Origin of the sequence: Moraxella sp. VT-16-12 (assembly GCF_002224245.2) — a bacterium.
GTDB lineage: Bacteria > Pseudomonadota > Gammaproteobacteria > Pseudomonadales > Moraxellaceae > Moraxella.
Genome location: NZ_NKHK02000006.1, coordinates 80,186 through 97,513 on the forward strand (window position 1 = coordinate 80,186; position 17,328 = coordinate 97,513).

Genomic DNA, 17,328 nt, shown 5'->3' on the forward strand with positions numbered 1-17,328 from the left:
GCGATTTTTGCTAAAATGGTGAGATTATTTTAGGCTGTAAGGTATGTCATGAAACAATCTCATCATTATGGTGATTTTTCTTTTTTGGTGGATACACGTTGGTGTCTTGATGAGCTGTTAAAAGCAGGTATGATTGACCAAAAATCATACAATTTAGTCATGACCAGTCGTAAAGATGGTGGATTGCACCCCATACAAATACTGGCTCGTTTTCACCTGATTAACCCAAATTCCCAACAAGTACTGACCCTAGATAGCCTAAATCTTTGGCTGTCAGCCACAGCAGGTATGCCATTTGTACGGATTGACCCCTTAAAGGTGGACGTGCCTGCCATCACCAGTATCATGTCTTATGAATATGCCAAAAATAACCATATTTTACCCCTAGAAGTCAGCCAAGATAAGGTGGTGATTGGTACAGACCAGCCATTTTTTACAGAATGGTATGACAATATCCGCCAAATCATTAAACCCAAAGAATTTAGCACCGTTTATCTCAATCCTGAACAAATTAATCGCTATCGTACTGAATTTTATCAAGTAACACGTGCCATTGCGGGGGCGGATTTTGCTCAAAAAAGAGCGGCAGCAGACGTAACCAATGTAGAAGCCTTGCTACAACTTGGCGACAATAGCAAACCTGATGCTAATGACCAGCACATCGTTAAAGTTGTGGATTGGTTGTTACAGTATGCTTTTGAGCAAAGGGCAAGTGATATTCATTTAGAGCCACGCCGTGAGATAGGTAAGGTCAGGTTTAGGATTGATGGTGTGCTTCATACCGTTTATGAGATGCCAAGTGCGATTTTGACGGCGGTAACTGCTCGTATTAAGATATTGGGGCGGTTAAATGTCGCTGAAAAACGTAAACCCCAAGATGGGCGACTAAAAACCCGCACGCACAAAGGCTTGGAGACTGAACTGCGTTTATCCACCATGCCAACCGCCTTCGGTGAAAAACTGGTCATGCGTGTGTTTGACCCTGAGGTATTGGTGCGTAGCTTTGCCCAGCTTGGTTTGACAGGCAAACAGTTGGAAGTGTGGCATAATCTAACCGCTCACCCCAATGGCATCATTTTGGTTACAGGTCCGACAGGTAGCGGCAAAACCACAACGCTGTATAGTACACTAAAACAGCTTGCTACTGATAAAGTGAACGTATGCACCATTGAAGACCCTATTGAGATGATTGAGCCATCGTTTAACCAAATGCAAATCAATACCGCCATTGATTTACATTTTTCAGACGGTATTCGCTCACTCATGCGCCAAGACCCTGATATTATCATGGTGGGGGAGATTCGTGATGCAGAAACGGCAGACATGGCGGTGCAAGCTAGCTTGACAGGGCATTTGGTGTTATCCACACTACACACCAATGACGCACCAAGCTCACTTACTCGTTTGCATGATTTAGGCGTGCAGCCTTTTTTGACATCTGCCACGATTTTGGGTGTGATGGCTCAGCGATTGGTGCGAACACTTTGCCCGCATTGTAAAGTTGCTGAATCTTTAACTGAAAGCTCACCATTGGCAGACGAATGGCATGGATTGGTTGCCCCTTGGAATGCTCCTTTGCCGTCTAAAATCTACAAAGCCGTTGGCTGTGATGAATGTAGAAACACAGGCTATAAAGGCAGAATTGGACTTTATGAAATCATGCCACTGTCTCATGAACTTAAAAAGATGGTTGCCAAAGATGCCAATCTGGATGACTTAAAACGCCAAATGTACAGTGAAGGCGTGTTGCCACTTCGTATAGAAGGAGCAAAACGTGTCAGCGAAGGCATGACGACCTTAGAAGAAGTGCTTAGAGTTGTGCCACTGCATTAAGCATAAAAAACACCCAATAGGGTGTTTTTGGATAATTAGTTGTCGTTTTGTGCCAAATGAATGGTTTTGTCTTTTTCTACCTTTTTGACATCAACATCAACTAAACCTTGTGATAAGGGAGCAAGCTGAGAAAAACCTTTTTTGGTTAGGTCAATACGACCTGCTTTGCCAATGCGGTCGTTTACTTTGCAAACGATGGATTTGCCGTTTTTAGCATTGGTTACTTGAACATAAGTGCCAAGAGGGTATTGATTTGATGCACAAGTCATGCCTTGGTTGGTAAAGGTTTCACCAGTAGCGGTTTTGCGACCGTTAAATTTATCTGCATAATAACTGGCATGAGTGGCATGGGCTTGGCTAGCAAATAATGTGCCAATCAACAAAGATGAAGTAATTAAACGCATAAATCTAAAATAATAAAAAATGAACGACCATTATAATAAAAAATGCTAAAGCGTATGTTAAGCATTTGCAATTTTTTGTTATTTTTACTATTCATTCTTATTATCATGATATATGTGGTAAATATATGAGCAAAAAATGGTGATTTTGACAGAGTGTGTTATAATTCATCAAAATATTTTGGAATAATTTATGAGCATTCGCACCCCAAAAGAACTAAATCACACTCCCAAAAAACGCTTTGGACAAAATTTTTTGCATGATACGGGCATCATTCGCCAAATCGTAGATGGTGTGCGTTTATCTCGTACGGATAATTTATTGGAAATTGGACCGGGTTTAGGGGCATTGACTGAACCTTTATTGGCAGAAGTAGACGGCATGACGGTCATTGAGTTGGACCGTGATTTGGCAAATGCCCTTAAAATCAATATCGGGGCAAACAGCCATGCTGATTTTACCATCATTAATGACAATGCCATGGATATTGATTACCGACAGCTTGCCGAGCGTGTTGGTAAGGGGGCGTTTCGTGTGGTGGGAAATTTGCCTTATAACATCTCCACGCCGATTTTGTTTCGTCTTTTGCAATTTAGTGATGTGATTGTTGATATGCACTTTATGCTCCAAAAAGAAGTTGTGGACAGAATCACCGCCGAACCAAATACCAAAGCCTATGGGCGTTTATCCGTCATCATGCAGTATCATTGTATGGCGGACTATCTGCTGACTGTGCCAAATGGTGCGTTTAATCCGCCACCTAAGGTAACATCTGCGGTGTTTCGTTTAACCCCTTTTGCAGTAAAGCCATTGCAAGCCCAAGATGAAAAACTGTTTGAAACAGTGGTGCGTGAGACATTTAATCACAGACGTAAAACCTTGCGAGCCATTTTTAAAAGTGCAAGTGTGCTACCAAAACTCAGCGATGATGACTTTGCCAAAGCGGATATTAGCCCAACAGCACGTCCAGAGACATTAAGTGTGGCGGATTTTGTGCGCTTGTCTGATGTGGTTTTTGAAAAGTTATATAATATTGAATAAAAACATGAATAAAAAGACACAAAAAATCTATCGCCATCAATATGTGATTGGGGATTTGCAAGGCTGTTTTGATGCGTTTAATCGCCTGCTTGTGGCATTGGATTTTGATGATAACCAAGATAAAATTTGGTTGTGTGGTGATGTGGTGGCTCGTGGTGAAGATTCGCTTGCCACATTACGTCAAGTCAAACGTTTGTCTGATAAAGGGGCTTTAACGACTGTATTGGGCAACCATGACATCACGCTGATTGCCACATGGCGTGGTGTGCTGCCCATCAAGCCCAAAGACAAAACCGCTCCTATTTTTGATGCTGATGATTGTGATGAGCTGCTAAACTGGCTTCGCTGTCAGCCTTTGCTGGTTTATCCTGATGATAAAACGGTACTGACACACGCAGGCATACCGCCAAATTGGAAAGTAAAGCAGGCCAAAAGTTATGCCAAAGAGTTGCAACTGGCATTGTCTGGTAAATTAGATGAGCTTGATGAGTTGCTACCAAATTTGTACAGCAAAGCAATAGAGCCATGGTCAGACACCCTAACAGGTCATGCTCGCCTAAGGGGGATTGCCAACTATCTGACACGCATGAGATTGTGCGACAAACATGGCACGCTTGAATTTTCATTTAAAGAAACCTTAGATGACAAGATGCCCAAAGGCTATCAGCCTTGGTTTTTTTGGCAAGTCAGTCGTAAACGCAAAATACTTTTTGGACATTGGGCAGGATTAAAGGCCCAAGTCGCCACAGACAAAGTGCAATCTTTGGATGCAGGGTGTGTGTGGGGTGGACAACTGTTGGCGTATCGGCTTGATGATGGAGCGATGATTAGTGTGGGGGCAATTTAGGAGAACATCATGAAATATCAGCGATTGTTGGCAGGCGTGGCGATGGCATTGCTCACAGCTTGTGCCACGCAACCTAGCTATCAAAAACCCATTGTTGTTAAAAATTCACGGGGAGTGCCCAGTCATTATTTGGTACAACAAGGTGATACGGTTGGTAAGATTGCACAGCGATATGGGCTTAACTGGCGAGAAGTGGCAAGGATTAACCGTTTAGATGACAGCCATACCATCTATGCAGGGCAATGGCTCGTGCTTTGGCAAGGTAGCCAGCAGCGTGCAGTTCGTACTCCCACCACCCAAGCACCAAGCGTCCCTGCCCCAAATCGGGTAATGATTGTTCAAGGTCAGGTTGCTAAAACTCAGCCCCAAAAACAAACCACCCAAAAGCCTCCCGCTCAAAACACGCTCACCAAAGCAAATATCATCAATGACACAGCAGGTTTTGTACATCCTGTAAACAAAAATGCGACCGTGGTACGTGAATTTGGGGCAATGCGTCAGATTAATGGCTCAAATGTGCAGTCAGAAGGCGTGTGGTTTCGTGCCTCAGAAGGCGACCCTATCCATGCCAGTCGTGCAGGCACGGTGATTTATGCAGATGTCAATAGTATCGCTGATGCGTCTATTGCCATTCGCCATGCTGATGGTTTTGTGAGTGAGTATCGTTTTATCAAAGATGCCACCATTAAAGCTGGTCAAAATGTTCAAGCAGGTCAGCGTATTGCCAGTATGAAAAGCACCAATGGCGTGGTGGTGATGGAGTTTCGTGTGGCAAAAAACAATATTTATATCAACCCATTAACTGTACTGCGATAATTAGGTTTGTATGAAAAATATCACAAAATCAGCATTGTTCATGATTGCTGTTATGACTTGCCAAGCGTACGCTCAAACTGCTCACAAGCCTGATAAAAACAATATTGCTTTTGTCAAAGCGGTTGTTGGATTGATACAAGATGGCACGTTTATGAACTTAAAAACAGTGGCTCATGCCGTTGATGAGCCTGATTTGTATCATGATGTCATCTTTGATGATGATTTGATGAATATGTATCGTCCCAAGGACAAGAACAGTCCTTTTGAATATATCCGCCACCAAGTCATGCCAACTGCTGTGCAGACGGATTTTTCTCAGCTGACAGGGGTGGCAGAATTTGCTTTTAAACCCAGTCATTGTCCTAAGGCCACTGATATTGAGCAGGTAACGGGTGTTCAGGCACAAACAGTCCAACAGCCAACATCGCCTGACTTATGGACGGGGCAAGGTGGCAGTTATACGGTGCATTATTTTTATCTGCCCAATGAGAAGACATTTTCGCTGATGGGCTGTCGTATCAATGCGTACGCAGATGGTAAACTGTCTTAAATAAAAATTATCTGTTTTTTACTTGATAATCTGAGTAAATAACGCCAAGAGTTTCTTTGTTAATATGACGGTGTCTTGATGGCTGATGTTTAAAGCAGGTAGTAGGCGAACAACATTACCCCCTGTTAGGTTAATGAGCAGATGAAACTCATCACGAGCTATATCTACAATATGCGTGCAATCCACGTCATCAGGCAAACCAAACCCCATCATCATGCCACGCCCACGAATGTCTATTTGTGGGAATGTTTCACGCACGCTTTGGCGGATAAATTCGCTTTCATGCACGGCATTAGTAAGTACGTCGTTAGTTAAATTGTCATACACCGCACAGACGATACGAGAGCCAAATGGTGTGCCACCATAAGTTGAACCGTGTGAGCCAGCCCCAAACAAGTCTTTGGCACGTCCTGCTACCAGACACGCCCCCACAGGAAAGCCATTCCCCAAGCCTTTGGCGGTAGTGAGCACATCAGGCTTGATGGTGCTGTATTGGTAGGCAAAATATTTGCCTGTGCGTCCGTTGCCAGTTTGCACTTCATCAAGCATCAAAAGCCAGTCGTTTTCCTGACAAATGTGGTATAGCTTTTCTAGATAATCATCAGCAGGGGTGTGTAGACCACCTTCGCCTTGAATGGGTTCTACCAAAACAGCACAAATATCCTTATCGTCTGCTAAACTGGCCACTGCTTGAACATCATTAAATGGCACACGGATAAAATCATCATCTAAGGTAAAAAACCCTGCCCGAGCCTTGGTATTGGCGGTGGCGGTTACGGTCAGTAGGGTGCGACCATGAAAAGCATTTTCCATGACGATGACTTTGGGGCGAGACTTGCCTTGCTGATGGGCGTATAAACGTGCAAGTTTTAAAGCACATTCATTGGCTTCTGCCCCAGAGTTGGCAAAAAATACTTTATCCATACCTGCTTTTTGGCACAAGATTTTGCCTGCTTTTTCTTGCCAATCAATCTGATACAGATTGCTTGTGTGAATGAGTGTGTCAGCTTGTTCTTTGATGGCGGCACTGATGGCAGGGTGGCAATGTCCAAGCCCACATACAGCAATGCCTGTCAATGCGTCCAGATATGCTGTGCCATCAGCGGTGTATAAATATGAGCCTTGCCCACGCACAAAACAAATGGGCTGACGGGCATAAGTTGGTATCAGATAAGACATGATAATTCCTGTTTTGTATTTGATAAGATGTTTTGTTGTTTGCTAATCGCTCTTTAATTCATCACTAAATGGCGCATCATCAGCAGGCACACGGTAGCTTTCGTTTGCCCATACCCCAAGGTCAATCAGCTTGCACCTGTCGCTACAAAAAGGACGGTTGGGATTGTCTGCCCAAGTGGTGGGTTTTTGGCAACGGGGGCAAGGATAAGATAAAAAATGATTTGATGTTGTCATGAGTGATTAACCATTTTAAAAGTTCATTATAGCACAAATGGTTGGGTGTTAATGGCTTTGTGTGCAATGTGTAAAAATACAGTAGATTAAAAAATTGTTACAAATTATTAAGAAAGCTTGTTTAAAAAACAAAAATAACGCATGACAGCAACAAAAAAGATGGCTATAATCTGCTGTTGCAGGAAATAATGATATTTTTTTGCAATAGGACTTCAAAATAAGCCTTTTGGTATCATGATTGTACAAAGACAGGGATTTTGAAGAGAGTTTATCATCACAATAGGAGATTGTTTGTGAGTGATAGTAGCGTAAGTACGGATTTGAGTGATGAACGAATCCGAGAAATAGAAAGCAAGACCTATCAGGAGTTACATAAACCATCATCAAGTTTTGCAACTCGTGATGAATACCTAAAACACGAATTGCAAATCATGAAGCCTAAGCGTTGGCAGGTGAATTTACCATTTCGTGATTATCGTTTTGAGTTTGAAGATGCCATTCCTGCAATGGCAGCCACCATTGGTAAAATCGTCATGGTTGGTGCGATGGCAGCGGCATTTGCAGCTCCCTTGGGTCTTGGTGAAGATTTTGTGCTACAAAACGTCCGCTATGAGATGCTTATAGCGGCTTTTTTGGTGCTGTTATTTTCAGGTCTTTTGTTGCCTACGTCTAACTTGCCTGGCACACATGGACCACTAATCCCACTGATTCCATTGGTGGTGGCAGCAGGCGGACACCCCCTTGCCTTTGGTATTTTGATAGGGATATTTGGTGTCATCATGGCTTTACTAAAAGGTGGTAGTTTGATGTCTAAGCTCACCAGTAATGGTGTGGCAGGGGGGCTACTGCTCTATCTGGGCTTTGTGGGTACGATAGCTCAGGTCAAAAACATGATAGCATGGGCGGATAAAATCGGTCTGCCACACATTGCTTTTATCATCATTTTGGCAACCATCATCATGTATGCTCTTTTAGAGCATTGGCAAAAACGTTGGCTGGCTGTACCAATTGGCTGTGCGTTGGCGGCGATTTTGGCGTTTGCCTTGGGAGCACCATTTGAATTTAAAACCCAGCCTGGTTTACCGCCACTTAGCCCAACATACTGGTGGGGGGAAGGCACAGGTTGGACAATTGGTTTGCCTGATTTAAAAGCGTTTATTGTGGTGTTTCCATTTGCGGTATTGGCGGTTGCCATGTGGCCACCAGATTTTCTAGGTCATAAGGTGTTCCAGCAAATCAGCTATCCTGAGCGTTCTGAGCGTACGCACATGAATATTGATGACACAACGGTGATTTGTTCTATTCGCCAAATTATTGGTTCCGCGTTGGGTGGAGCAAACTTTACTTCATCATGGGGTACTTACATTGTGCCTGCTGCCATTGCCAAGCGTCCGATTCCTGCTGGTGCGATTTTGACAGCCATCTTTTGTATCGTGGCTGCCATTTGGGGTTATCCGATGGACTTGGCGGTGTGGCAACCTGTGCTTTCTACGGCTTTGATTGTTGCGGTATTTGTGCCACTACTAGAAGCAGGCATGGAGATGACTCGTAAGGGTAAAACCACCCAATCTGCTGCCATCGTGGTGTTTTCATCCGCATTGGTTAATCCTGTGTTTGGCTGGTCTTTGACCATGATGTTGGATAACTTGGGTCTGATTGGCGACAAAGAGCGTAGCCGTGATTTGGGCTTATCGGGCAGAGTGATTATTCCTGTGGTGGGTTTTGCAATTTTGTGCATTGCCATGGGTGCGGTGGGTATGTTCCCTGGTATCCCAGCATTTTTACCACAATTTAGAGTATAAACCAATAAAAAACCGCTCAATTTGGGCGGTTTTTGTATGTACGGCATATTTACAAATAATGTTTGCAAAAATTTTAATCAATGATTATAATAACCGCCCTAAATCAGCCAGTTTTGGAGTATCAATATGAGCGATGAGAAGACCACGTTTAATATGCGAGTGGATAAAAATTTGGTAGAGCAATTTAAAAAAGCTGCCAAAGAAAATAACCGTACTGCCAGTCAGCTTTTGCGTGATTGCATGATTGATTATGTCAAAAAAAATCGTCAAGCTGATATGTTTAAAAACTAGATATGAGTATGTTTAAAACTTTTTTGGGCGGTAAAATTCATCGGGCGACCGTAACAGGTGCAGATTTGAATTATGTTGGTAGCATTACTGTTGATGTGGCTTTGTTGGAAGCAGCAGACATTGCCATCAACGAAAAAGTACAGATTGTTAATAATAACAACGGTGAACGTTTGGAAACCTATACCATTGCAGGTAAGCGTGGTGGCGGTGAGGTGTGTCTTAATGGGGCGGCAGCACGTTTGGTGCAAAAGGGTGATGTGGTGATTATCATGTCCTATGTGCTACTATCCGAAGAGCGAGCCAAAACTCATCAGCCCAAAGTTGTGCTTGTTAATGAGGATAACACAATACGTGATGTCATTGATTATGAGCCAGCCAATACGGTTTTATAAATCACCTATAAATAAAAAAGACCTTTGATAAGGTCTTTTTTGTGGGCTAGATTAAGCTTTTAGTGCTTTAATCGCTTTGTTTAGACGGCTCTTATGGCGAGCAGCTTTATTTTTGTGGATAATGCCTTTGTCTGCCATGCGGTCAATCACAGGAACGGCTTTATTGTAAGCTTCGGTTGCTAGCTCATAAGATTTGCTATCAATCGCACTAACAACACGTTTGATGAAAGTACGCACCATAGAACGCTGAGAGGCGTTTTGGGCACGGCGTTTAACGTTTTGACGAGCACGTTTGCGTGCTTGGGCTGAGTTTGCCATAGTAAATCCTTAATAAGGTCAAATAAAGGTATGTGCAAGAGTATTGATGAGGAGACACACCCATCACAAAACCGCTATTTTACTAGATTTTTAAGTCAGATACAAGTTTGGCTAATCAAAAATCTTGTTAAGTGCTTGAAATGGCAGTGTTACCACATCAAACGCCACCGCAAAGGGGAATAAAACAAGTTTTTGTACAGGATTGCTGTCGCCGTGCTGATAGGTGGATTTTTCTTCATGGGTGTAGATGGTAACAGGATAGGCACGGCTTAATGTTTGTAGGCTTGCTTGATTGGTAACCACAGGGTAGGACAGCCCTTTAAGTGGAATTTCAAAACAGAAACTTTGGGCATTAAGCTGTTTTTCACTGTGGCTGGTGCATTCTTCTACGCCATTTTGTATAAAGAAGTTCACTTCATCTTTTTTGACGTCATCTTTTAGTTTGGTGTATTTAAACGCCAAAGAGCCTGTAAAACTGCCGTCATTATTGGCAGAATAAAAATTAAGTGGTTTGGTAACTTTGATGTTTTTGGGGTCAAGATGTGTCAAAAGTCGCTCAAAACGTCCGCCCCCTTCGGTCAAAACATAACTGTGCTTTTGCCCAACAATCACCACCGCATCGGCAGGCAAATTTGACAAACGCAGGCTAGGTTTTCCAAAGGCAAGCACGGTGTCGCTTACTAAGGTTTTTTTTACTTTTTCAGTTCGCATACCGCCTGAGTCCTTAGACAATAGAGTATGTGTGGCACAGCCTGACAAGGTGAGTGATGACACCGCTAAGGCGACTAAGGTGAGTTTGCCAAAAGATTTCATAAAAATCCCCTTGTTAAAAATGGATGATTTGATTATAGGGGAATTTGATATTGATGTAAATAGGGGTGATTAATTTGTGCATATATGTTTTACAATAGGGCAATATTTGGGTAATAATTCCATGATTTTGCTCAATTTTTTATCAAAAAATAAGGAGTAAAAAATCCAAAAAATGGTCATCACAAGATTGATGGTTAAGGATAAATATTTAGGTAGATTAATGTTTGTTTTTAATACAGACCAAATTATCATGTCTGTCTTTGTCCACAAGTTTACAGTTTGATACAAGTGATTGATACACTGCTAAAGTGCTAGCGACCATTTGCTCAATCAAATACTCATGGGGCATGGCGGGGCGTAGAGGGTTTTGTAGGTGGGATTTGATGGCTCTGCATAAAGCAAAAGCAGTTTGTTCTTTGACTAAGCCTTGGGGATAGATGGCGGTCAAAATATCAGCAAATGCCCCTTTTGCCCAACCGACCACAGGCGTGCCAAGATGGATGGCTTGAATGGCGGTAATACCAATGCTTTCAGGGCGTTCAGCAAGTGCCAGTACAACATTGGCAGATGAGAGCCATTCTTTTAGGTCAGGGGGATTTCTGCCGATAAATGTTACTTTATCGCTTAGTCCTAGGGCATATAATCGCTGGGTAAATTCTTCTTGGGCGACATCTTGGTCGGTTAGGTTGTGTTCGGTATCTTCGGTGATGATGACATGAATGTTGGGGAATTTTATTTGTAGATTACCCAAAATATCTATCAACCATTCTTGACCATACTGTGTGCCGATGGGTGTTGGAAAAATGAGCCATTTTTTGTGTTCTAATTCTGGATATTGAGCAAAAACATTGTGCAGCCAATAAACAGACGAATGATGGCGGTAGGGGTATTTTTTTGGGTCTATGCCACGACGAATACAAACTGTGTGAAAGGGGAATTTTTGAATGTTGTGTTCTTCTTTTTTTTGGGCGAGTTTTTCTTTAAGATATTTATCAATACTTCTAGAAGCGGTAATGATGACATCTGAAAAAAACAACGCTTTACTATAATGATTGAGTGGATAAAATCCATACATGGTTGCCACGATTTTGGGTTTTTTGTCGGCAGGCAGGGGGCGTGTTGCCCAATGCAATATCCAAGCAGGCGTGCGAGAATGTACATGAACAACATCAGGACAATGCTGTTTGATGAGTTTTCTAAGTTTAAAAATTTGCCTTAGCGACCACCAAGATTTTTTTGGCATGGGCAAACGATAGTACAAAGTATCATCACGCAGCAGGCGAGTAACCAGCTCATCATCAAAAGAAGCCGCACCAATGACGATGGAGCGATGACCTGCTTTGGCTAGGGCGTGGGTGATGGCATAAATGCCCCGTTCAGCTTCATCATGCTTTAATGATGACGATAAGTGCATGACTTTCATGACATATCACAAAAGTTCAAGTAATGTTTTGACATGGTCTTTGGCTTTGACATTGCGATAACTTGCCACCATCTGTCCATCTTTATCAAACACAAAGGTGGAACGCACCACGCCCAGATGGGTCTTGCCGTACATCATTTTTTCTTTGATGACATCAAAATGTTTGCACAAGGTTTCGTCTGTGTCGCTGATAAGGGCGATACTAAGCTCTTTTTTGTAAATAAAATTACTGTGAGATTTCACACCATCACGAGATACGCCGATGACCACATAACCTTTTTGGGCAAAGCTGGCTAATTCATGACTAAAATCAGTTGCTTGCAGTGAGCAGCCTTGGGTGTTATCCTTTGGGTAAAAATACAAAATTAAGCCTTTTTTGTGTGCCGTGAGATACTCTTTTAAAACAATATTTTCATCTATCATGCCGTTGTTGCTTTGATAAACCAGTCTAACGGCAAAATCAGGCAGGGCGATGGTTTCTTGGGTGTTTTTCATAAGGATAAATGTGATATAAAATTGCTTATTTTACCTAAAAACATCAAGATTTACTATATGGCAGTTTTGTAAAATTTCTCAGGAAAAATTTGTCAAAATTGTTGCCATACGGTAAAATTATCCGCTCATTTGATTTGGCAAAAATTTTAAGGCGTTTTATGTCTTTGCTTTCTTTTTTTAAAATAAATGAACGTGGCTCAACAGTTCGTCAAGAGATTATTGCAGGTTTGACCACATTTTTGGCAATGGTGTATTCGGTGATTGTTGTGCCTAGTATGCTTGCTGATGCAGGATTTCCTGCCGAATCGGTCTATATTGCTACATGTTTGGTGGCAGGGTTTGGCTCTATTTTGATTGGCGTGTTTGCCAATGTGCCAATGGCGATAGGCTGTGCCATCAGTTTGACGGCATTTACGGCATTTAGTCTGGTATTAGGACAAAAAATCGCCATACCTGTTGCTTTGGGGGCGATTTTTTTAATGGGGGTGGCATTTACGCTGATTTCAGTAACGGGCATTCGTGCATGGATTTTAAAGAATTTGCCCAGTTCCATTGCTCACGGGGCAGGGATTGGTATCGGGCTATTTTTGCTACTTATCGCTGCTAATGGTGTGGGACTTGTTGTGGCAAATGATGCTGGATTGCCTGTCAAAATGGGTGAATTTACGTCCTTTGGCGTGATGATGTCGCTGATCGGTTTGGCAAGTATCATTGGACTTGAAAAACGTCAAGTTAAGGGCGGTATTTTGTGGGTGATTATCGCCATCACCATTGTGGGACTGATTTTTGACCCTAATGTAAAATTTGGCGGTTCAGTGTTTAAACTGCCTGTGGTTTCAGGTGAGTCGCTGTTTGGGGCGATGGACATTATGGGGGCATTAAATGCGGCGGTGTTGCCTGTGGTGTTTGCTCTTGTGATGACGGCGGTATTTGATGCCACAGGAACGATTCGTGCGGTGGCAGGGCAAGCAGGTTTGATTGATAAAGATGGTCAAATCATCGGTGGGGGCAAGGCTTTAACCGCAGATTCTATGTCAAGTTTGATGTCTGGTGTGTTTGGTACAGCACCTGCTGCGGTTTATATTGAGTCGGCAGCAGGAACGGCAGTGGGTGGCAAAACAGGATTGGTGGCAGTCATTGTGGGTGTGTTGTTTTTGCTGATGTTGTTTTTTCAGCCTTTGGCATTTTTAGTGCCAAGCTATGCCACCGCTCCTGCACTGATGTATGTGGGTTTGCTCATGCTAAGTAATGTCTCAAAACTTGATTTTGATGACTTTGTGGGGGCGATGAGCGGTTTGGTTTGTGCAGTATTTATTGTTTTGACAGCAAATATCGTTACGGGCATCATGCTTGGTTTTGGTTTGTTGGTGCTGGGGCGTGTCATCTGTGGCGAATTTAAAAAACTTAATATTGGTACGGTGATTATTGCAGTGGCACTTGTGGCGTTTTATGCCTTGGGTTATGCCATCTAAGGGGTGAGCGATGATAAAAATCGGACAAGGCATTGATGTTCATGCCTTTACAGATGGGGATTTTGTTGTGCTTGGTGGCGTGCAGATTCCCCACACGCATGGCATCAAAGCCCATTCAGATGGCGATGTGATATTGCACGCATTGTGCGATGCTCTTTTGGGGGCATTGGCACTTGGCGATATTGGACAGCATTTTCCTGATACTGACCCTGCTTTTAAGGGGGCAGACAGTAAAGTGCTACTACAACACGTTTATGAGCTTGTTAAAAATAAAGGCTATGTGTTGGGCAATGCTGACATTACTGTCATCGCTGAACGCCCAAAACTTGCCCCACATCACACCGCCATTTGTGAGTGCATTGCAAATAATTTGGGCGTACAACGTGAGCAAATTAGCCTAAAAGCCACCACCAATGAAAAAATGGGCTGGATTGGGCGTGGCGAAGGCATTTATGCCAGTGCGGTGGTGTTATTATTTGCACACAATTATCCAAAATAAGTATTGAAAAATATCTTATCACCTTTATAATAGCACAGATTTACTCAATATTTTGGAGACGGTCATGACTGACATTAACCCTGAAATCAAATCTTTGATTGAAAACCAAATCAAAGACCACGCTGTTTTATTGTACATGAAAGGCACGCCCCAGTTTCCCCAATGCGGTTTTTCTGCTCGTGCCGTAGAAGTACTGACACAAATCGGCAGACCGTTTGCCTTTGTAAATATTCTAGAAAACCCTGAGATTCGTAGCACCTTGCCACTGATTGCCAACTGGCCAACATTCCCACAACTGTGGGTCAATGGTGAGCTGATTGGTGGTAGCGATATTATTTTGCAAATGTATCAATCAGGCGAATTAAAGCCATTGATTGAAGAGCATAGCCCAGAAGTTTAATGCGATTAAAAAACGGTCATCATGACCGTTTTATTTTTGGTGTTTTTATGACAAAAAGTGCTATAATATGCCCTTTTTGTAAGGGGGTTTTATGTCCATCAAATCTGACCGTTGGATACGCCAAATGGCACAAGAGCATGGCATGATTGAGCCGTTTGAGCCGCAGCAGGTGCGTTATAATGAGCGTGGTGAAAAGCTAGTCAGTTATGGCACGTCAAGCTATGGCTATGATGTTCGCTGTGCCAACGAATTTAAAGTTTTTACTAACGTGCACTCTGCCATTGTAGACCCCAAAAACTTTGATGAAAGAAGTTTTATTGATATTGTGGGGGACGAGTGTATCATTCCGCCCAACTCCTTTGCTTTGGCTCGTACGGTAGAGTATTTTCGCATACCCCGTGATGTGCTGACCATTTGCTTGGGCAAATCCACTTATGCTCGCTGTGGTATCATTGTCAATGTTACGCCCTTGGAGCCAGAGTGGGAAGGTCATGTTACTTTGGAGTTTAGCAACACCACCAATCTACCTGCCCGCATTTATGCTGGGGAAGGCGTGGCACAAATGCTCTTTTTTCAAAGCGATGAAGTGTGTGAGACGTCTTATAAAGACCGTGGTGGCAAATACCAAGGGCAAACCGGTGTAACCTTGCCTAAAACTTAATTTCACACTTGCTTTTTATTAGGAAAATTTATGTCAGACATTTATATTGAACAAACGCACAATTTTGATTTTGCTACTGCACGCACCCAAGCAAAACAATGGCTTGATGATGCACGCAAAGAATTTGGTTTTGATGCCACTTATCAAGAAGGGGCAAATCAAGACGTGGTTACCATCAAAAAATCAGGCGTGGACGGACGAGCGGTTTTGACGGCAGATAAAGTGGTGTTTGAAGCTAATTTGGGATTTATTGCCAAACCTTTTAAAGGCATGATAAGTGATGGTATCCAAGATGGCTTGATCAAATATTTTAGCTAGGACATTGTGTGAGATATTTTTTGAAATCTGCCTTGATGATGGTGGGCGTGTTGGCAATACAAACACAAGCAAATTTGCCTGACAGTATCGCCAAAAAAATCAGCGAACTGCAACTCACTGCCGACCAAGTCAGTTTGTGGGTGGCACCTGTGGGGTCAGATACGCCATTGATTAGCCATCATGCAGACACACTTCGTACGCCTGCTTCTACCCAAAAACTCATCACTACCGCCATTGCTTTACAAATGCTGGGTAAAGATTTTCGTTGGTTTACTCACGTTTATCATACAGGTGTTGTGGCAGATGGGGTGTTGTATGGCGATGTCATCATTGTGGGGCAAGGTGACCCATCTTTGACACATGAGCGTTTGGTTTCCTTGATGTCTTATTTGCCTGCCAAGGGTATCAGGCACATTCAAGGTGATATCATTGTGGATAATCGGGCGTTTTTTAATGTCGCCCAAAACCCAAATGCCTTTGATGGCTATGGTCAAAGAGCCTATAATGCTCAGCCAAATGCTCTGCTTATTAATTATGGCACGGTAGAGATTGATGTGTTGCCATCAGGCAGACAGGTATCAACAGGCGAGTTGGACAAAGCAGGCAGACTTGTCATGGGGTTTTTGTCAACTGGCGACAATAAAGTGGCGGTCAGAATTTTGCCCCCATTGGCGGATTTTCATGCACCAAGCAGTCTGACTGCCCAAAGCGGTGCGTGTGATGGCGAGCCATCTTTTCGTTTGTCCGACAATGCTTTACAAAGCACAGGCACGGCACGTTCGGCGTGTGGACGAGTCAGCTATTGGCTAAATTTTGCCGATGGCGATGATTTTATGATAAAAGCGGTAAAAGGTGTTTGGCAACAGCTTGACCCAAAATTCACCGGTCAAGTGCGTACGCCCAAAGCTTTTGAGACCCGCCCAAAAACACTGCCTTTGTTTAGCTTTCCATCACGAGCATTGTCTCATCAGATTTATGACATTAACCAATATTCCAACAACGTCATGACCGAACAGGTGGCACTGTCTTTACCTTTGGCAGTGGGGCAAACAGTCAGCACTTATCCCAAAACTTTTGCTCTGATGGATGGTTGGTGGCAGTCGCATTTGTCATCACCTGCTCCCATCATGAGCCGAGCATCAGGGCTGTGCCGAGACTGCCAAGTCAGCGTAAAAGCGATGGGTGAACTGTTGGCTTATATGGCAAAACAAGATGATTTTGAGACATTTAAGCAGTCTTTGCCAGTTGCAGGGCGAACTGGTACGATGGCAAAGCTGGCATATCGTAACGCCAATCACCCCGCCATTGAAAGAGCGTTTATCAAAACAGGCACCCTAGATGATGTAACGAGTATGGCAGGCTATGTGCTAGACAGTCAAAATAGACTGTATGTGGCGGTTGGCATGGTCAATGCTCCTAATGCATCTGGTCGGGGGGCGGTGGCGGTTTTAGATGAAATGCTGGCAGTGGTCGCACAATCCTGACTAAAATATATACAAAATAATAACAAAATCCATTCATTATGGGGTGTACAAACCTAAG

At 43.1% G+C, this 17,328-nt stretch carries 21 protein-coding genes; 14 read left to right on the forward strand and 7 right to left on the reverse strand.

Annotation, left to right across the window (positions count from 1 at the left end; all coding sequences use genetic code 11):
* Positions 1-48: 48 nt before the first annotated feature.
* The gene (locus CEW93_RS06815) at positions 49-1,833 is read left to right on the forward strand and encodes a GspE/PulE family protein (RefSeq protein WP_089539432.1); all 1,785 of its coding nucleotides are present in this window, start codon (positions 49-51) and stop codon (positions 1,831-1,833) included.
* Positions 1,834-1,868: 35 nt separating this feature from the next.
* Here CEW93_RS06815 and CEW93_RS06820 read toward each other — a convergent pair whose 3' ends face one another.
* The gene (locus CEW93_RS06820) at positions 1,869-2,237 is read right to left on the reverse strand and encodes a septal ring lytic transglycosylase RlpA family protein (RefSeq protein ID WP_089539433.1); all 369 of its coding nucleotides are present in this window, start codon (positions 2,235-2,237) and stop codon (positions 1,869-1,871) included.
* A gap of 190 nt (positions 2,238-2,427) precedes the next feature.
* Between CEW93_RS06820 and rsmA the strand changes: the two genes are divergently transcribed.
* From rsmA to CEW93_RS06840, 4 genes are read left to right on the forward strand one after another with little or no spacing between them, the layout of a single operon-like run.
* The gene (gene rsmA / locus CEW93_RS06825) at positions 2,428-3,276 is read left to right on the forward strand and encodes a 16S rRNA (adenine(1518)-N(6)/adenine(1519)-N(6))-dimethyltransferase RsmA (RefSeq protein ID WP_089539434.1); all 849 of its coding nucleotides are present in this window, start codon (positions 2,428-2,430) and stop codon (positions 3,274-3,276) included.
* Between the two features lie 4 nt (positions 3,277-3,280).
* Positions 3,281-4,123 (forward strand): symmetrical bis(5'-nucleosyl)-tetraphosphatase, encoded by an 843-nt coding sequence (locus tag CEW93_RS06830; protein WP_089539435.1) that lies wholly within the window; start codon positions 3,281-3,283, stop codon positions 4,121-4,123.
* 9 nt (positions 4,124-4,132) lie between these two features.
* Complete coding sequence (locus CEW93_RS06835; protein ID WP_089539436.1) at positions 4,133-4,939, forward strand: M23 family metallopeptidase; 807 nt, start codon at positions 4,133-4,135, stop codon at positions 4,937-4,939.
* Between the two features lie 10 nt (positions 4,940-4,949).
* On the forward strand, positions 4,950-5,489 hold the full coding sequence (locus CEW93_RS06840; protein WP_089539437.1) for a hypothetical protein: 540 nt from the start codon (positions 4,950-4,952) through the stop codon (positions 5,487-5,489).
* A gap of 18 nt (positions 5,490-5,507) precedes the next feature.
* On the opposite strand, the gene CEW93_RS06845 is transcribed toward CEW93_RS06840, so the two are convergent.
* Together CEW93_RS06845 and CEW93_RS06850 are read right to left on the reverse strand one after the other, a co-directional pair.
* Positions 5,508-6,668, reverse strand: a complete 1,161-nt coding sequence (locus CEW93_RS06845) for an aspartate aminotransferase family protein (RefSeq protein ID WP_186727923.1) — start codon at positions 6,666-6,668, stop codon at positions 5,508-5,510.
* A gap of 42 nt (positions 6,669-6,710) precedes the next feature.
* Positions 6,711-6,902: a DNA gyrase inhibitor YacG gene (locus CEW93_RS06850; protein WP_089539439.1), complete on the reverse strand. Its 192-nt coding sequence runs from the start codon at positions 6,900-6,902 to the stop codon at positions 6,711-6,713.
* A gap of 293 nt (positions 6,903-7,195) precedes the next feature.
* Between CEW93_RS06850 and CEW93_RS06855 the strand changes: the two genes are divergently transcribed.
* From CEW93_RS06855 to panD, 3 genes are all read left to right on the forward strand, one after another.
* On the forward strand, positions 7,196-8,704 hold the full coding sequence (locus tag CEW93_RS06855) for a DUF3360 family protein (RefSeq protein WP_255504002.1): 1,509 nt from the start codon (positions 7,196-7,198) through the stop codon (positions 8,702-8,704).
* A 126-nt stretch (positions 8,705-8,830) separates the two neighbouring features.
* Positions 8,831-8,995 carry a hypothetical protein gene (locus tag CEW93_RS10810; protein ID WP_186727924.1) on the forward strand — a complete coding sequence of 55 codons (165 nt, stop codon included), beginning with the start codon at positions 8,831-8,833 and terminating at the stop codon, positions 8,993-8,995.
* 8 nt (positions 8,996-9,003) lie between these two features.
* Positions 9,004-9,387 carry an aspartate 1-decarboxylase gene (panD, locus tag CEW93_RS06860; RefSeq protein ID WP_089538845.1) on the forward strand — a complete coding sequence of 128 codons (384 nt, stop codon included), beginning with the start codon at positions 9,004-9,006 and terminating at the stop codon, positions 9,385-9,387.
* Positions 9,388-9,438: 51 nt separating this feature from the next.
* Here panD and rpsT read toward each other — a convergent pair whose 3' ends face one another.
* From rpsT to CEW93_RS06880, 4 genes are all read right to left on the reverse strand, one after another.
* Complete coding sequence (gene rpsT / locus CEW93_RS06865; RefSeq protein WP_089538786.1) at positions 9,439-9,705, reverse strand: 30S ribosomal protein S20; 267 nt, start codon at positions 9,703-9,705, stop codon at positions 9,439-9,441.
* A 111-nt stretch (positions 9,706-9,816) separates the two neighbouring features.
* Positions 9,817-10,518: a hypothetical protein gene (locus CEW93_RS06870; RefSeq protein ID WP_089538787.1), complete on the reverse strand. Its 702-nt coding sequence runs from the start codon at positions 10,516-10,518 to the stop codon at positions 9,817-9,819.
* A 217-nt stretch (positions 10,519-10,735) separates the two neighbouring features.
* The gene (locus CEW93_RS06875; RefSeq protein ID WP_089538788.1) at positions 10,736-11,941 is read right to left on the reverse strand and encodes a glycosyltransferase; all 1,206 of its coding nucleotides are present in this window, start codon (positions 11,939-11,941) and stop codon (positions 10,736-10,738) included.
* Between the two features lie 6 nt (positions 11,942-11,947).
* Positions 11,948-12,436 (reverse strand): peroxiredoxin, encoded by a 489-nt coding sequence (locus CEW93_RS06880; protein WP_089538789.1) that lies wholly within the window; start codon positions 12,434-12,436, stop codon positions 11,948-11,950.
* Between the two features lie 158 nt (positions 12,437-12,594).
* Here CEW93_RS06880 and CEW93_RS06885 point away from each other — a divergent pair, with 158 nt between their 5' ends.
* The 6 genes from CEW93_RS06885 to CEW93_RS06910 all read left to right on the forward strand — a co-directional run bounded on the left by CEW93_RS06885 (position 12,595) and on the right by CEW93_RS06910 (position 17,270).
* A complete protein-coding gene (locus tag CEW93_RS06885) occupies positions 12,595-13,908 on the forward strand; it encodes an NCS2 family permease (RefSeq protein ID WP_089538790.1) in 1,314 nt (437 codons plus the stop codon).
* A gap of 10 nt (positions 13,909-13,918) precedes the next feature.
* Complete coding sequence (gene ispF, locus CEW93_RS06890) at positions 13,919-14,407, forward strand: 2-C-methyl-D-erythritol 2,4-cyclodiphosphate synthase (RefSeq protein ID WP_089538791.1); 489 nt, start codon at positions 13,919-13,921, stop codon at positions 14,405-14,407.
* Between the two features lie 64 nt (positions 14,408-14,471).
* On the forward strand, positions 14,472-14,807 hold the full coding sequence (gene grxD, locus CEW93_RS06895) for a Grx4 family monothiol glutaredoxin (protein WP_089538792.1): 336 nt from the start codon (positions 14,472-14,474) through the stop codon (positions 14,805-14,807).
* Between the two features lie 91 nt (positions 14,808-14,898).
* A complete protein-coding gene (gene dcd / locus CEW93_RS06900) occupies positions 14,899-15,468 on the forward strand; it encodes a dCTP deaminase (RefSeq protein WP_089538793.1) in 570 nt (189 codons plus the stop codon).
* 30 nt (positions 15,469-15,498) lie between these two features.
* Positions 15,499-15,786 carry a polyhydroxyalkanoic acid system family protein gene (locus CEW93_RS06905; protein WP_089538794.1) on the forward strand — a complete coding sequence of 96 codons (288 nt, stop codon included), beginning with the start codon at positions 15,499-15,501 and terminating at the stop codon, positions 15,784-15,786.
* A gap of 8 nt (positions 15,787-15,794) precedes the next feature.
* Positions 15,795-17,270 carry a D-alanyl-D-alanine carboxypeptidase/D-alanyl-D-alanine-endopeptidase gene (locus CEW93_RS06910; RefSeq protein WP_089538795.1) on the forward strand — a complete coding sequence of 492 codons (1,476 nt, stop codon included), beginning with the start codon at positions 15,795-15,797 and terminating at the stop codon, positions 17,268-17,270.
* Positions 17,271-17,328 lie beyond the last annotated feature (58 nt).

What these genes read in the sequence shown, in the direction of transcription:
- ispF (WP_089538791.1), top strand. Translation starts at nt 13,919, where the DNA reads ATGATAAAAATCGGACAAGGCATTGATGTTCATGCCTTTACAGATGGG.
- CEW93_RS06835 (WP_089539436.1), top strand. Translation starts at nt 4,133, where the DNA reads ATGAAATATCAGCGATTGTTGGCAGGCGTGGCGATGGCATTGCTCACA.
- rpsT (WP_089538786.1), bottom strand. Translation starts at nt 9,705, where the DNA reads ATGGCAAACTCAGCCCAAGCACGCAAACGTGCTCGTCAAAACGTTAAA.
- CEW93_RS06885 (WP_089538790.1), top strand. Translation starts at nt 12,595, where the DNA reads ATGTCTTTGCTTTCTTTTTTTAAAATAAATGAACGTGGCTCAACAGTT.
- panD (WP_089538845.1), top strand. Translation starts at nt 9,004, where the DNA reads ATGTTTAAAACTTTTTTGGGCGGTAAAATTCATCGGGCGACCGTAACA.
- dcd (WP_089538793.1), top strand. Translation starts at nt 14,899, where the DNA reads ATGTCCATCAAATCTGACCGTTGGATACGCCAAATGGCACAAGAGCAT.
- CEW93_RS06830 (WP_089539435.1), top strand. Translation starts at nt 3,281, where the DNA reads ATGAATAAAAAGACACAAAAAATCTATCGCCATCAATATGTGATTGGG.
- CEW93_RS06815 (WP_089539432.1), top strand. Translation starts at nt 49, where the DNA reads ATGAAACAATCTCATCATTATGGTGATTTTTCTTTTTTGGTGGATACA.
- CEW93_RS06870 (WP_089538787.1), bottom strand. Translation starts at nt 10,518, where the DNA reads ATGAAATCTTTTGGCAAACTCACCTTAGTCGCCTTAGCGGTGTCATCA.
- CEW93_RS06850 (WP_089539439.1), bottom strand. Translation starts at nt 6,902, where the DNA reads ATGACAACATCAAATCATTTTTTATCTTATCCTTGCCCCCGTTGCCAA.
- CEW93_RS06880 (WP_089538789.1), bottom strand. Translation starts at nt 12,436, where the DNA reads ATGAAAAACACCCAAGAAACCATCGCCCTGCCTGATTTTGCCGTTAGA.
- rsmA (WP_089539434.1), top strand. Translation starts at nt 2,428, where the DNA reads ATGAGCATTCGCACCCCAAAAGAACTAAATCACACTCCCAAAAAACGC.
- grxD (WP_089538792.1), top strand. Translation starts at nt 14,472, where the DNA reads ATGACTGACATTAACCCTGAAATCAAATCTTTGATTGAAAACCAAATC.
- CEW93_RS06905 (WP_089538794.1), top strand. Translation starts at nt 15,499, where the DNA reads ATGTCAGACATTTATATTGAACAAACGCACAATTTTGATTTTGCTACT.
- CEW93_RS06875 (WP_089538788.1), bottom strand. Translation starts at nt 11,941, where the DNA reads ATGAAAGTCATGCACTTATCGTCATCATTAAAGCATGATGAAGCTGAA.
- CEW93_RS06820 (WP_089539433.1), bottom strand. Translation starts at nt 2,237, where the DNA reads ATGCGTTTAATTACTTCATCTTTGTTGATTGGCACATTATTTGCTAGC.
- CEW93_RS06840 (WP_089539437.1), top strand. Translation starts at nt 4,950, where the DNA reads ATGAAAAATATCACAAAATCAGCATTGTTCATGATTGCTGTTATGACT.
- CEW93_RS10810 (WP_186727924.1), top strand. Translation starts at nt 8,831, where the DNA reads ATGAGCGATGAGAAGACCACGTTTAATATGCGAGTGGATAAAAATTTG.
- CEW93_RS06845 (WP_186727923.1), bottom strand. Translation starts at nt 6,668, where the DNA reads ATGTCTTATCTGATACCAACTTATGCCCGTCAGCCCATTTGTTTTGTG.